Raw genomic sequence first — 14,495 nt, 5'->3', positions numbered from 1 at the left:
ATCCGCTAAAAGTCTGAACTAAATCGACTTTTATTAGAAAAATTGCATATAAACGCAACTTTCGCGGTTTTATTGGAACAACAAAAAACGCCAGTGAACAATCACTGGCGTTTGAATGATTCATAATCAGAATCGATTAATATGCTCTAAGAAAGGCTCGGCTTGCATAAAGCCCGTCAAACGAGCGTTTGAAACGTGTTCGCCATTGGCATCCCAGAACTCAATCGTTGGTAAACCAAGTACATTCATATGCTTAAGCAGCTCGATGTCTTGCACTTGGTTCTTGGTTACGTCCGCTTGCAGAAGAATGAAGTCTTGCAGTTTGGCTTCGACGCTTGGGTCATGGAAGGTGTACTTCTCAAACTCTTTACATGCCACACACCAGTCTGCGTAGAAATCCAGCATTACTGGTTTGCCAGCTTGCTTCGCTTGAGCAAGTGCAGCCTCAAGCTCTGCCACGTTAGCAATACGAGTAAAACTCACTGTTGCTTGCTGAGTTTGTGTAGTGGTGTTGCCACCAAACCAGTAATTCAACGCTGGTTGAGCAGAAGCAAACAGACCTAGTACTGCGATGATACCCACAGCGCTTTGTTTCCAGCCACCAAACTCTAGACTGTTTTTGATGTGGTATAGCCAACCAAAAGCCGCGATGCCCAGTGCAGACCACAATGCCGTTGCCCACATTTCTGGCATGATGCGCTCAAGTAAGAAGATAGGCGCAGCCAAAAGAATGAAGCCGAACAGCGTCTTAACGCGATCCATCCAACCGCCTGCTTTTGGCAGAAGTTTGTTGCCGAATACAGCAACAAGAATCAATGGAATACCCATACCCATTGCCAGTGCGTAAAGCGCGATACCACCCGTCAGCAAGTCACCACTTTGTGCAACGTAAAGTAGCGCACCAGACAGAGGTGCAGTGGTACATGGTGAGCACACCAGACCTGAAATCGCACCCATGGCGAATACGCCTGCGCTGCTGCCGCCTTGTTGTTTGTTGCTGAGGTTGTTTAACCACGTTTGCACGCCGCTTGGCAATTGCAGGTTATAAACGCCAAACATAGACAGTGCGAGTGCTACGAACAGCACACTCAAACCAATCAGCACATAAGGGTGTTGCATCGCTGCTTGGAACTGCATGCCCGCAGACGCGACGACAAGACCGAGTAGGGTGTAAGTCAGCGCCATGCCTTGCACATAAACAAACGACAAGCCTAGCGCACGGCGTTGGCTTAGTTTGCCACTGCCAAGCACGATGCTAGTCAGGATCGGGTACATAGGCAGGACACATGGCGTAAACGCCAAGCCCACACCAAGTGCTAGGAACAATAATGGCGTCCACCAGTTATCTGCTAAGTTGGCGGCAAGGCTATCTTGCTGTGTTACTGGCGCCGATAATGTATTGCTAGACGTAGATGATTGTGCCGCTGGTGGCGTTACTGTTGGTGCTTGCTCTGCTTTTGGTGCAGTTGTCGCCGCTGTTGAATCTGAGTTCGATGAAGTAAACGCACTGATAGGAATCACGCGAGTTTCTGGTGGGTAACAGAAGCCTGCTTTGGCACAGCCTTGGTATTGCACCACCACGCGTGCACCGTCTTGCCAATCATGCATTGGTACGTTGACGAACAAAGGCTGAGTGTAGATATGCACATCACCAAAGAATTCATCTTTATGCGGCGTGCCTTCTTCCATTTGCAGTTCGCCTAGCGACACCTTCTCGCCCGCGACTGACAAACGTTCTTGATACAGGTAGTAACCATCACGTACCTGCCAATCGAGCATCAGTTTGCCGTCTTGCTGGTAGTAGTTGAACGGGAAAGCCTGATCGACAGGCACAAAAGAATCGTTGCTGCTGCCAAAAGCGTTGTTTTGGTTATTACCAAACTGGTCGTTACCAAACAAGGCCATGGACGGCGCAGAAAAAGTAATAAGCCCTAAGAGTAAGACGGAGAGTAATGCACGCATAAAAGGTTCAATTCATCTTAGATAATTGCCGTTAGTGTAACTCAATCAGACCCGCTGGCTAGCCAATAAGTTTCATGGAAGTGAAGATTTGTTAAGCAAAAACGTGAGCCTCAGGCAATAAAAAAGGGAGCCGAAGCTCCCCGAGTAAGACTCTATTTCTACTAGATCAGTAGACCACCGAATGCAAAGCCAAGTGCAACCGCTGAAGCGATGGTTGCTACACCTGGAACAAAGAATGGGTGGTTGAATACGTACTTACCGATACGAGTTGAACCCGTGTCGTCCATCTCAACCGCTGCTAGAAGCGTTGGGTAAGTTGGCAGTACGAATAGCGCACTTACTGCTGCGAAAGACGCAACTGCGGTAAGTGGTGCCACGCCGATTGCTAGTGCTGCTGGCATAAGCGCAACAGTGGTTGCACCCTGCGAGTAAAGCAGCATTGAAGCGAAGAATAGAACAAGAGCTAGCATCCATGGGTAGTCTGCTAGTAGAGCGCCAGCCACTTCTTTGATGCCATCAACGTGCGCGTTAACGAACGTAGAGCCTAGCCATGCCACACCAAGAACACACACACACGCTGTCATACCAGAGCGGAATGTTGCTGCTGCTGGGATTTTGCCTGCATCGATTTTACAGCTCATTACGATAGCTGCCGCTGCTGCTAGCATTACCGTCATGATTGCTTCGTTACGACCTAGAGCAGGGTTCTCGATAAGGCCAACAGAGCCAGAGATTGCTGCTGCGTAACACACTACGAATGCGATTGCGCCTAGGAAGATGAAAGTTGCTTTCTTCGCTGTTGGTAGGATTTCGCGTTTCGATTCTGTGTTTAGCTTAATAAGGCCTTTTGCTAGACGGTCTTGGTATTCAGGATCGTCTTTCAGCTCGCTACCCATGAAGTTCGCAACAAACGCACCGATCATACAAGCGATAAAGGTAGTTGGGATACATACCGCTAGTAGCGTTAGGTAATCAACGCCAAATGGGTGCAACATTGCTGCAAACGCCACAACAGCCGCTGAGATAGGCGACGCTGTGATAGCGATTTGCGAGGCAACTACCGCGATAGACAGTGGACGAGAAGGACGAACACCTTGGCCTTTCGCTACTTCTGCAATAACTGGCAAAGTAGAGAATGCTGTGTGACCTGTACCCGCAAGTAGTGTCATTAGGAATGTCACGATAGGTGCGTAAAAGGTGATGCGTTCGGGATGTTTACGCAAAAAGTCTTCCGCAACCTGAACCATCCAGTCCAAACCACCCGCTACCTGCATTGCAGCGATAGCAGTAATTACAGACATGATGATCAGTATTACATCGACAGGGATGAAAGACTGGCTTGTCGGTACGCCTAGGATTAAAGACAATGCAATTACCCCAGCACCACCGGCAAAACCAATGCCGATACCACCGATTCTTGCTCCCAAATAAATGAAGAGCAGAACCACGAAGAGTTCGACCATTACCATATTGATACCTCTTTTAGTTTTTAATGATTCTGATTTTTTGAACACTCAGGAACAGGGGTAAATGTTCAGAAAATCAGAACCCGATCGGCTTACGGCAATAAAAAGCGCATAAAAATTGTGGTTAACCGTATCAGAGCCTAAAAAAGGGCCCCGTTTGGGACCCCTTTCACCAGCGATTACTCGTAGCGTTTCGCTTTATAAGTCGGATGCATGAAGTTTTCAACCGATAAGATGTCATCTAGCTCTTCAGCAGTTAATAAACCGCGTTCTAGAACCACATCACGTACGCTCTTACCTGTTTCAGCACATATCTTACCAACGATATCGCCTTCGTGGTGACCGATGTATGGGTTTAGGTAAGTTACGATACCGATAGAGTTGTAAACGTAGTTTTCGCAAACTTCTTTGTTCACAGTGATGCCATCGATACATTTGTCACGCAGGTTCACACACGCGTTGTGTAGTAGAGAGATAGACTCAAACACGCTTTGTGCGATAACTGGTTCCATTACGTTAAGCTGTAGCTGGCCGCCTTCTGCTGCGAAAGAAACCGTGTTGTCGTTACCTAGAACTTTGAAGCAAACTTGGTTTACTACTTCTGGGATAACTGGGTTTACTTTAGCTGGCATGATTGAAGAGCCTGCTTGCATTTCTGGTAGGTTCAGTTCGTTAAGGCCTGCACGTGGACCAGAAGAAAGTAGACGAAGGTCGTTACAGATCTTCGATAGTTTCACCGCTAGACGTTTCAGCGCACCGTGTGTCATTACGTACGCGCCACAGTCAGAAGTCGCTTCGATTAGGTCTTCTGCTGCAACCACTTCAACGCCAGTTACTTCTGCTAGGTGTTTCACTGCTAGCGCTTGGTAACCTGTTGGTGCGTTTAGACCAGTACCGATTGCTGTTGCACCTAGGTTGATTTCTAGTAGTAGCTTAGACGTGTAGTCTAGGGCACGAATTTCTTCGTTTAGCGTTACTGCCCATGCGTGGAACTCTTGACCTACAGTCATAGGAACCGCGTCTTGAAGCTGAGTACGACCCATCTTCAACACGTCTTTGAATTCTTGTGCTTTAAGCTCGAATGCGCCTTTTAGGTATTCGATCGCTTCCATCAACTGATGAACACTGTTGTAAACCGCGATACGGAAGCCCGTTGGGTACGCACAGTTTGTTGATTGGCTCTTGTTAACGTGATCGTTCGGGTTGATGAACTCATATTGGCCTTTTTCTTTGCCCATCAGTTCAAGTGCAACGTTCGCGATAACTTCGTTAGTGTTCATGTTCACTGACGTGCCTGCACCGCCTTGGAATACGTCCGAAGGGAACTGATCCATGCACTTACCTGTTTCAAGGATCAAATCACACGCTTCTAGGATGTAGTTAGCAACGTCTTTTGGAATTGCGCCTAGCTCTTTGTTTGCTAGTGCTGCGGCTTTCTTAGTCATTACCATGCCGCGTACAAATTCAGGTACGTCAGAGATGGTAGTGCTTGAAATGTTGAAGTTTTCGATAGCGCGAAGTGTGTGGATGCCGTAGTAAGCATCTGCAGGGACATGACGTTGGCCTAATAGATCTTCTTCAATACGAGTGGCTTGGTTTGCTGTCTTTGGAGCATCAGATAGTGTAGCCATAACAGGATCCTTAGATAATAATTCTGATATTTAAGTTATTTATTAGCCATTTCTGCAATCTAGAATCCGTTCATCAGAGTTTTTGGCTGGGAAAACCGTCCTGACTTATGTGGCACATCATACTGCACCTAGCGCATAAAAATAGTAACTTGATCACCTTTTTCGCTTTTAATGCGTCAATAATTTGCAAAGTATGAATGGGATATTAATAACCCTTTGGTGGTAGGTGTTTTTCCTCGACAAACATGGATTTTAAGAGTGCGAAATTAGCACTTTTCAACGACCCATTTTTATATATGCACCTTTGTTCAAAGGGCAATTTTGCATCAGTGGATTCTCCTAAGTGTGAACACGCTTTTTTACAACGATTCGTTTGAGCTTAGTAGGCTTTTGCCATTACACTGAATTGAACAAAGGAGGGCATGTGTTTCCTATCTTATTATTGGCGTTTATTTTCGTCCCGATCATCGAAATCGGCCTATTTATTCAGGTGGGGGGCTTTTTAGGTCTCTGGCCTACGATTGCTTTGGTATTGATCACGGCATTTGTCGGCGCGTCTTTGGTACGCAGCCAAGGCATCCAGACCTTGATGTCAGTGCAAGGTCGTTTAGAGCAAGGTGAAATTCCGGCTCAGCAAATTTTTGAAGGCGTAATGCTGGCAGTTGCTGGTGTGTTGCTATTAACGCCAGGCTTCATGACCGATGCATTAGGCATGTTAGTGCTACTGCCTGCCCCACGAGCTGCGATTGCGAAATACTTAATGAGTAAGATGGTAGTGAAGACCATGAACGGTGGCGGCTTCCACGCTAATTACTCAAATCAAGGTCCATTTGAGCAGGACCCGTTCCGTCGTGACCCATTTGATTCTCAATCGGATAACGGCAACACCTTTGAAGGTGAGTACGAGCGCAAAGACGACGATGATCGTAACAAGCTCAACTGATTCACTCAGTAAGAAAAACAAAAGGGCGCATATAGCGCCCTTTTTGATATCTGTAGTTTGCTGCGCTTACATTGCGCCTTCAAAACCCATTTGACGCCACGCTTCAAACGCAATGATAGCAACAGCGTTAGATAGGTTTAGGCTACGAGCGTCTGGCATCATTGGAATACGGATACGTTGCTCCATTGGCAAACTTTCAATCACTTCTGCTGGTAAGCCACGCGTTTCTGGACCAAACATTAGCACGTCACCTTCTTGGTACTTCGCATCTACATGATGACCTGTTGTTTTGGTCGTGCATGCAAATAGGCGGTAGTTGCCTTGTTTCTCTTTCTCTAAGTATTCCAAGAATGCTTGATAATCTTTATGACGCGTCACGCGAGCCAAGTCGTGGTAATCCAAACCTGCGCGGCGGACTTTCTTCTCTTCTAGATCAAAACCGAGTGGCTCAATCAGGTGGAGATTCGCACCACAGTTAGCACACAGGCGAATGATGTTGCCGGTGTTCGGCGCGATTTCTGGTTCGTATAGAGCGATATCAAACATGGTATTGAATTAGATTGGTCAAAACAGGCGAGCAGTATATACCCAAGTCACCATGAGAAGCGAGATTCAGCACAATGACTGGGTATAGAAGAGAGCATTTTGGTGAACCTTGTCGCCCGCTCGAGAAAGAGAGTTAACCTAATGCGCGAGCATAGCTCTCTTCTACCGCTCGCCAGTTGACCACATTCCACCATGCGTCGATGTATTCAGGACGACGGTTTTGGTAGCTGATGTAGTAAGCGTGCTCCCATACATCCAATGCTAGGATAGGCTCACCTTGTTGGACGGCTACATCCATTAATGGGTTGTCTTGGTTGCTGGTGGAGGTAATGTGAATCTCACTATCTTTTACGATTAGCCAAGCGAAGCCAGAGCCAAAAGTATTGATAGCTGCTTGTGCGAACTCGTCTTTGAATGTCTGGAAATTGCCAAACTTATCGTTGATGGCTTGTGCTAGAGCACCTTGAGGTTCACCGCCACCATTGGGTGACATGCAGTTCCAGTAAATGATGTGGTTGTAATAGCCGCCACCGTTGTTGCGAATTGCTGGGCTGTGTCGAGAAATGCAAGCGAAGATGTCATCGAGGGCCTGAGTCTCGAGACCACTGCCTTGAATGGCAGCCATAAATTTATCGTAATAAGTCTTATGATGTTTGCTGTAGTGAACTTCCATGGTTTTCGCATCGATGTACGGCTCTAACGCGTCGTAGCGGTATGGAAGCTCTGGGAAAATATGCGCCATTGTAAATCCTCCTAAATGGAGGATTTACTTTAATGTTAATGAAAATCATTATCAACTTTGATCTTTGTGGGGTTATTTGCCCGCGCCGATCAATGGCAGGGTGATGGTGACACGTAAACCACCCAATGGACTGCGACTTGCGATGATCACGCCACTGTGCTGGCGGATAGCACTTTCGGTAATGGTTAAGCCTAAGCCTGTGCCTCCTGAGTGGCGATCGCGTGCGGTCGATACCCGATAGAAAGGACGGAAAATCGCTTCGAGCTCTTCGTCAGGTACGCCTTCACCATTGTCATCGACCACAATGCTGAGAGTGTCAAATGAATCCTGAATGTCGATCTTCACTTCGTCTTTACCATAGTAAATCGCGTTGCGGATGATGTTCTCTACCGCGCTCATCAACAGTTTAGGGTTCCCCGAGATACTGCGATCAGGTAAAGCTGAGTAGCTAAGCGTTTTACCCATTTGTTCGGCTTCAAACTGCGCGTCTTTGATGATCTCTTCCCACAGACTGGCAATGGGCTGAGTCTCACGCGCCATATGACTGTTTACTTGCATACGTGATAGTTCAAGCAGTTCAGCGATCATCTGTTCTAAACGCTGAGCTTCGGTATCAATACGAGTTAGCTCTGGGCTTTCACCTTGCTTACGAGTTGCTAGAGCACTTGCCATGCGCAGACGAGTCAGAGGTGATCGCAGCTCGTGTGAGATGTCTGAAAGCAAACGTTGCTGACCAGAAATCATCTGATTCACCGCTTCAACCATTTGGTTAAAGCTGGTACCCGCTTGGCGAAACTCCGTTGTGCCTTTTTCTAGGTTCGGGTCGATAACAAACTCACCTTTGGCCACACGCTGTGCCGCGGTTTCCAATCGTCGAGCTGGTTGGCTCAATGCCCATGCTAACCATAACAATAGTGGTGTACTTACCAACATGACGGCGAGGAGCAATTGCAATGGGTGGTCGAACAGACGCAGCATGATCGGTGGCGGTTCATTCCATTTAAAGCCGACGTACATCAACAGGTCAGAATTGGCGATGTTGATCGGCACAGGGCCTGCAATCATGTAGCGACCGTAGAGTTTTTGTTTCGGCTGTGATTGATCTTCAATGCTGGTGACAAAGTTTTGCAGTGCACGAAGCTTAAAGTCTTTGTGGCTCGAGGTGCTCAGCACATTCCCTTCGTGATCGGAAAAGAAGATGCGCGGACGCGGATCATGTTTACTGCGTCGTTGCCCTTCGAGGCTGAACAAGATCTTACCCAGGTTATCTTGCTTGCGGTATTTCTTCTCAATACCGTCACGTATTTCAAGCATGCGCTGATAATGTTCTTTCGGAATGTCGCGAGCTTTACGTGGATCCAAATGCGGTAATGACAGCACCGCCATCAGAACCAAAAACATGGTGAACCAAAAGATGGCAAAGATGCGTCCATACAAGCTATTAATCTTCGGCAGTTTGAAGCGTGACGGGCGCATTAATCCTCCTCAATCAACATGTAGCCACGCCCACGTAAGGTTTTAATGCGCGGTTTACCGTTGCTTTGATCTGGCAGTTTCTTACGTAGGTTAGATACGTGCATATCGATCGCACGGTCAAAAGCGGCCAAGCGCTTGCCAAGTACATCGAGACTCAGTGCTTCTTTGGTCAACACTTGCCCTGGGTTTTGCACAAAGTGGGTTAGAAGGGCGAACTCTGTGGTGGTTAAGTCCATTAAAGCATTGTCGCAATAGGCTTCTTGCTTACCTGGGTAGAGTTTGATTTCTTGGTACTCAATGCAGTCGCTGTTTTTGCTGCTCTTTTGAGTGCTGCTGGTACGACGCAAAATCGCACGGATGCGCGCCAGTAATTCGCGGTCACTAAATGGTTTAGGTAGATAATCATCGGCGCCAAGCTCTAGGCCGATAACGCGGTCTATCTCTTCGCCTTTCGCCGTTAGCATAAGGACTGGCGTTTCCCAGTTTTCTCGCAGGCGCTTTAGGGTTTCCATTCCATTGAGTTTCGGCATCATGACGTCGAGCAAGATAAGATCGATCTCGCTATTTATAGCTGCTAGGCCAGCTTCGCCATCATTTGCTTCCGTGACGTCAAAACCTTCAAAGCTCAGCACTTCTTTCAGTAAGCTGGTTAGTTCGGTGTCGTCATCAATCAAAAGAATCTTCGCCATTTCAGTTCCTGTTTATCAATCTGGTCGCTTTAATATTACATGCTAATGATGAGCAACGATGAGTGTAAAAATCACTCTTTACGATTCTTTACGCTCTCTATACGTCGCTTTACCTAGCAGGTCGTATTCTACACTCAAGCGCTGTGAGAACAGCTCAGAAGAATCACTAACCTGTGTAAGGAATCTCATTATGAAAACTGCAAAGAAATTAGTACTAGCGGCTGTTGTTTTACCTCTAACTCTAGGTACAGCGAGTGCATTCGCGTTCGGCGGTAAAGACCACAAAGGTGGCCATGGCGACTGCGGTAAAGGTATGGATCGTGGCATTATGCGTCAACTAGACCTAACGGATGCACAAAAAGACCAACTAAAAGAAATGCGTCAAGCGAACAAAGCGGCAATGAAAGCGAAATTCGCAGACGGTCATGAAGCTCGCATGGCAGAGCGCCAAGCGCATCAAGAAAAAGTTCAAGCGCTACTATTGGCTGATAACTTTGATGAAGCCGCAGCGAATGACCTAGCAAAAGAGATGGTTGAGAAACAGACAGAACGCCGCGTTGCGATGTTAGAGAAGAAGCACCAAATGCTGAGTGTTCTGACTCCTGAGCAAAAAACAAAATACGTTGAGCTACAGAAAGAGCGCCATCAAGAGTGTGGTGAGAAGATGCAAAAACGCATGAAAAAGCATCACGAAAGCTAATTACTAATAAATCAAATGAAAGAGGTAGCCAGAGTGCTGCCTCTTTTTGATCTTGGCGATTTCATACTCATTACATGATTCTCAAGGTATACTCAAAACAAGGTTTGAGTTAACTATTTGATTATGAAACAGCAATACGCACGTTTAGTCACGACGGCTGCTTGGACGGCTACTATTGTCGCGACACTTCTTTTGATTGTTAAAGTCATCACTTGGTGGGTCACTGGCTCGGTCAGTCTACTTGCATCCTTAATCGACTCGATGCTGGATATCGCGGCTTCGGTAGTAAACCTTATTGTGGTGCGCTATTCCTTACAACCTGCCGACAGAGAGCATACATTTGGTCACGGTAAAGCAGAGTCTTTAGCGGCCTTGGCGCAAGCCATGTTTATCTCGGGTTCTGCCGTGTTCTTGATTCTTAATGGTATCGAACGCTTCTTCCGTCCACATGAACTCAACGCTCCAGAGCTCGGTGTTTACGTCTCTCTATTCGCTATGGTGGTGACCTTTGGACTTGTGATGTTCCAAAAGCATGTCGTGCGCGTCACGGGCAGTCAGGCGATCGCCGCCGACTCGCTGCATTACCAAACTGACTTGTATATGAATGGCGCCATTATGGTGGCATTGGGTCTAAGCTACTTTGGTGTCACTCAAGCCGATGCTGTTTTCGCGATTGGTATTGGTATCTTTATTTTGTACAGCGCTTTCAAGATGGTCAGCGAAGCGATTCAGACCTTGTTAGACAGAAAATTGCCTGATGAAGAACTAGAACAAATCCGCTCAGAGTGCTTGAAAGTGAATGGGGTATTAGGTGTGCATCAGTTGCGTACGCGTATGTCTGGTCCAACGCGTTTTATCCAGTTACACCTAGAATTAGATGACAATTTACGTTTGATCGAAGCACATCATATTGCCGATAAAGTAGAAGACAATTTGCTGGCTCTTTTCCCTGAGGCGGACGTATTGATCCACCAAGATCCATTGTCGGTTGTGTTTGGGCCAGAGAAAGAGCAGAAGGCGCAAGATTGGTAGCGGTCGAAAAATCAGACGGTGTCTGACGACAAACAGGCGCTTATTGGCTATCTTTCCATCACTACTTATTAAGAATCGTGATCCTGATGTGAATCAACGAAGTTGCAAAGAGAAACTGTAATACTCTTACATAAGTAGAAAAGTTACATAAAAAAGTGTGTTTTCATTGGTATTCCTGTAGAGGAAATGTAACATAACGCACAGTTCTGGATTATGCAGGTTGCTTGGTAACAAGGGGCCTAGAAGAAAATTAAATAAATTGATTGCCAAAGATCGAGGGTGAGCATGATTAAGAAGATCGGTGTTTTAACAAGTGGCGGTGACGCACCTGGTATGAACGCTGCAGTACGCGGCGTAGTTCGTACAGCACTATCTGAGGGATTGGAAGTTTACGGTGTTTACGATGGCTACCTAGGTCTATACGAAGGCCGCATCGAGAAGCTAGATCGTTCTAGCGTTTCAGATGTGATCAACAAAGGTGGTACATTCCTAGGCTCTGCTCGCTTCCCTGAATTCAAGGAAGTGGAAGTACGCGAACAAGCGATTGAGAACCTGAAAAAACACGGTATCGATGCACTAGTTGTTATCGGTGGTGACGGTTCTTACATGGGTGCTAAGAAACTGACTGAAATGGGTTACCCATGTATCGGTCTACCAGGCACAATCGATAACGACATCGCAGGTACAGATTACACAATCGGTTACCTAACAGCGCTAAACACAGTTATCGATGCAATCGACCGTCTACGCGACACGTCTTCTTCTCACCAGCGTATTTCTATCGTAGAAATCATGGGTCGTCACTGTGGTGACTTGACTCTGATGTCTGCAATCGCAGGTGGCTGTGAGTACATCATTACTCCAGAAACAGGCCTAGATAAAGAGAAGCTAATCAGCAACATTCAAGATGGCATCTCGAAAGGTAAGAAACACGCAATCATCGCGCTAACTGAGCTGATGATGGATGCAAACGAACTAGCGAAAGAGATTGAAGCGGCGACAGGTCGTGAAACTCGCGCAACGGTTCTTGGCCACATCCAGCGTGGTGGTCGTCCAACAGCATTCGACCGTGTTCTAGCATCTCGCATGGGTAACTACGCCGTTCACCTACTAATGGAAGGCCATGGTGGCCGTTGTGTTGGTATCGTGAAAGAGCAACTGGTTCACCACGACATCATCGATGCAATCGAGAACATGAAGCGTCCAGTACGCAACGACCTATACCAAGTTGCTGAAGAGCTATTCTAAGCTCGCTTGATAAAGTCAAAATCAAAAAAAAACCGCGGTCATCCGCGGTTTTTTATTATCTAACATTCAGTTAGGTTGGCGTTTCTGGATTAAGAACCTGATGGTTCAGTTAATGCTAAGCGACGCTCACGTAGAGCGAACAGATAACCCAGTAATCCACCCAGTATGTTGCCCAGTGCAATACCGATAAATAAACCTTCGATGCTGTACAGTTGGCTGCCAATCCATGCCGCAGGCAACGTAAAGACAAACAAGCGCATAAAGCTCCATTGGAAGGCTCGCAGCGGTTTGTGCATCGCGTTATAGCCACTGACTAACATCATCACAATGCCCTGGAAGCCATAGCTAAATGGCACGACTAAGAGGTAATGCCACAGTAAGTCTTTTACTGCCGTTTCTTGGGAGAACAGTGCGGCGAGAGGAATACTGAGAGGCACCATCATCAAGAAGATAAAGCCTTGAAACACCACCGCAAAGCGCATACTGAGGAACCAGCCTGCGAATGCTCGTGCAGGGTTATTGGCACCAAAGTTTTGCGCCATAAATGGGGTGAGTGCAGAGGTAAGGGACATCAGCACCAGAATCAAAATTGACTCAATACGCTGCGCCGCGCCATAAGCGGCCACCGCTGCGGTACCGTGACTGGAAAGTATCATCATCAGAATTGCGCCAGAGAGTGGCGTCATGGCATTCGATAGGGCGGCGGGTGTGCCGATCTTGAGCGTTTGCTGCCAATCTTGTTTGATGAGCGACCATTGCGGCGCGGCAAGCAGCTTTTCGCGTTTGATCAATACATAGAAAGAACCGCACAACGCACCAAACCAACTGAATGCACTGGCAATCGCAGCGCCTTGAATACCGAGCTCAGGGAAAGGGCCATAACCAAAGATCAGTAAAGGGTCGAGAATGCCGTTAATAAGCCCTGCGAGCATCATGATCTTAGCTGGAGTTTTGGTGTCACCTGTGGCGCGAATGGCACTGTTGCCCGCCATTGGAATCACTAATAGAGGAATGGTCAAATACCAAACCTGCATATACTGCTCAATCAGTGGGATGGAGTCTTCTTTTGCGCCTAGGAAGCTAAACAAAGGTTCGATAGTAAAGAAGCCCAATGTCGAAGCGATAGTGACTAGAGCAACGGCAAGCAGTAAGCCATGACTGGTAAAACGAGCGGCTTGGGAAGATTGCCCTTGGCCAAGTAAGCGGCCGATATTGGTCGACAGACCCATCCCAATCCCCATGGTGATGCAGTTCACTGCAAAGGTCACTGGGAAGGTATAACTGATCGCCGCCAGCGCTTCGGTACCCAATAGCGAGATGAAAAAGGTATCGACCAAGTTAAACATCAAAATCGCGATCATGCCCATCGTCATCGGGATGGTCATTTTGCGTAATGTGTCGGGAATGGGCGCGGTCAGCAAACCATGTTTGTCTTGGGCCTGATTGTCCGGCTTGTTCTTTTCCAGCATTTTTGACGTCTATCTGGTGAGGGAAGTGCAAGGATACAAGAAAGCCGTTGCCTCGGCGAGTGAGCATTTCGCGCGCAAACCGTTGCTTGGCTGCTGGTTATTTTAACTAAGTCACAAAAAATTCACGTCTACCCCTTGGGATCGCTGGGTTTGCCCCTTATATACAGATCACGTGCCCCAGAGCGGGCAATTATCAAATAAACATGGAAACTTTCAGGAGAGACGACCGATGAACATTCGTCCATTACATGACCGAGTTATCGTAGAACGTAAAGAAGTTGAATCAAAGTCAGCGGGTGGCATCGTTCTAACTGGTTCTGCTGCGGAAAAATCGACACGTGGTGTTGTTCTAGCTGTAGGTAAAGGCCGCATCCTAGAAAACGGCACAGTGCTACCATTGGACGTTAAAGTTGGTGATACCGTTATCTTCGCTGAAGGCTACGGCACTAAGACTGAAAAAATCGACGGTAAAGAAGTGCTAGTAATGTCTGAAAACGACATCATGGCGATCGTTGAGTAATAGCAATCATTGAGTAATTTTTTGCTCAGATTCAAAAACGAAATCGAAAACAGAATTTAGAAAGGAAATCA

At 47.0% G+C, this 14,495-nt stretch carries 13 protein-coding genes; 5 read left to right on the top strand and 8 right to left on the bottom strand.

The genetic code is table 11. The features are described from left to right. Positions 1 to 126: 126 nt before the first annotated feature. The 3 genes from KHO06_RS15710 to aspA all read right to left on the bottom strand — a co-directional run bounded on the left by KHO06_RS15710 (position 127) and on the right by aspA (position 5,059). Complete coding sequence (locus KHO06_RS15710; RefSeq protein ID WP_182053418.1) at positions 127 to 1,962, bottom strand: protein-disulfide reductase DsbD; 1,836 nt, start codon at positions 1,960 to 1,962, stop codon at positions 127 to 129. Positions 1,963 to 2,123: 161 nt separating this feature from the next. Further along, positions 2,124 to 3,431, bottom strand: a complete 1,308-nt coding sequence (locus tag KHO06_RS15705) for an anaerobic C4-dicarboxylate transporter (protein WP_005428800.1) — start codon at positions 3,429 to 3,431, stop codon at positions 2,124 to 2,126. Positions 3,432 to 3,607: 176 nt separating this feature from the next. Further along, entirely contained in the window at positions 3,608 to 5,059 is a 1,452-nt protein-coding gene (gene aspA / locus KHO06_RS15700; RefSeq protein WP_005428778.1) for an aspartate ammonia-lyase, read from the bottom strand. Between the two features lie 424 nt (positions 5,060 to 5,483). On the opposite strand from aspA, the gene KHO06_RS15695 reads away from it, so the two are divergent. Further along, positions 5,484 to 6,002: an FxsA family protein gene (locus KHO06_RS15695; protein ID WP_005428762.1), complete on the top strand. Its 519-nt coding sequence runs from the start codon at positions 5,484 to 5,486 to the stop codon at positions 6,000 to 6,002. Between the two features lie 66 nt (positions 6,003 to 6,068). Here the strand turns inward: KHO06_RS15695 and trmL are convergent, their stop codons facing one another. The 4 genes from trmL to KHO06_RS15675 all read right to left on the bottom strand — a co-directional run bounded on the left by trmL (position 6,069) and on the right by KHO06_RS15675 (position 9,455). After that, the gene (gene trmL, locus KHO06_RS15690; protein ID WP_005428753.1) at positions 6,069 to 6,548 is read right to left on the bottom strand and encodes a tRNA (uridine(34)/cytosine(34)/5-carboxymethylaminomethyluridine(34)-2'-O)-methyltransferase TrmL; all 480 of its coding nucleotides are present in this window, start codon (positions 6,546 to 6,548) and stop codon (positions 6,069 to 6,071) included. 133 nt (positions 6,549 to 6,681) lie between these two features. Then, positions 6,682 to 7,290, bottom strand: coding sequence for a superoxide dismutase (locus KHO06_RS15685; RefSeq protein WP_050914782.1), 609 nt, complete (start codon positions 7,288 to 7,290; stop codon positions 6,682 to 6,684). Between the two features lie 72 nt (positions 7,291 to 7,362). Next, entirely contained in the window at positions 7,363 to 8,766 is a 1,404-nt protein-coding gene (cpxA, locus tag KHO06_RS15680) for an envelope stress sensor histidine kinase CpxA (RefSeq protein WP_212581852.1), read from the bottom strand. Further along, the gene (locus tag KHO06_RS15675; RefSeq protein WP_012126504.1) at positions 8,766 to 9,455 is read right to left on the bottom strand and encodes a response regulator; all 690 of its coding nucleotides are present in this window, start codon (positions 9,453 to 9,455) and stop codon (positions 8,766 to 8,768) included. The genes cpxA and KHO06_RS15675 overlap by 1 nt, the downstream gene beginning before the upstream one ends. Before the next feature lie 190 nt (positions 9,456 to 9,645). On the opposite strand from KHO06_RS15675, the gene KHO06_RS15670 reads away from it, so the two are divergent. From KHO06_RS15670 to pfkA, 3 genes are all read left to right on the top strand, one after another. Then, positions 9,646 to 10,155 carry a CpxP family protein gene (locus KHO06_RS15670; protein WP_038892525.1) on the top strand — a complete coding sequence of 170 codons (510 nt, stop codon included), beginning with the start codon at positions 9,646 to 9,648 and terminating at the stop codon, positions 10,153 to 10,155. A gap of 123 nt (positions 10,156 to 10,278) precedes the next feature. After that, positions 10,279 to 11,187: a CDF family cation-efflux transporter FieF gene (fieF, locus tag KHO06_RS15665; RefSeq protein ID WP_005425026.1), complete on the top strand. Its 909-nt coding sequence runs from the start codon at positions 10,279 to 10,281 to the stop codon at positions 11,185 to 11,187. Between the two features lie 285 nt (positions 11,188 to 11,472). Beyond that, the gene (gene pfkA / locus KHO06_RS15660) at positions 11,473 to 12,435 is read left to right on the top strand and encodes a 6-phosphofructokinase (protein WP_005425040.1); all 963 of its coding nucleotides are present in this window, start codon (positions 11,473 to 11,475) and stop codon (positions 12,433 to 12,435) included. An 89-nt stretch (positions 12,436 to 12,524) separates the two neighbouring features. Here pfkA and KHO06_RS15655 read toward each other — a convergent pair whose 3' ends face one another. Beyond that, complete coding sequence (locus KHO06_RS15655) at positions 12,525 to 13,904, bottom strand: MATE family efflux transporter (protein WP_050905328.1); 1,380 nt, start codon at positions 13,902 to 13,904, stop codon at positions 12,525 to 12,527. 229 nt (positions 13,905 to 14,133) lie between these two features. Here KHO06_RS15655 and KHO06_RS15650 point away from each other — a divergent pair, with 229 nt between their 5' ends. Beyond that, positions 14,134 to 14,424, top strand: coding sequence for a co-chaperone GroES (locus KHO06_RS15650; RefSeq protein WP_005381516.1), 291 nt, complete (start codon positions 14,134 to 14,136; stop codon positions 14,422 to 14,424). The last annotated feature ends 71 nt before the right edge of the window (positions 14,425 to 14,495 follow it).

Origin of the sequence: Vibrio sp. B1FIG11, from assembly GCF_905175335.1 — a bacterium.
GTDB lineage: Bacteria > Pseudomonadota > Gammaproteobacteria > Enterobacterales > Vibrionaceae > Vibrio > Vibrio campbellii.
This window is presented reverse-complemented; position numbering and strand designations above follow the sequence as displayed.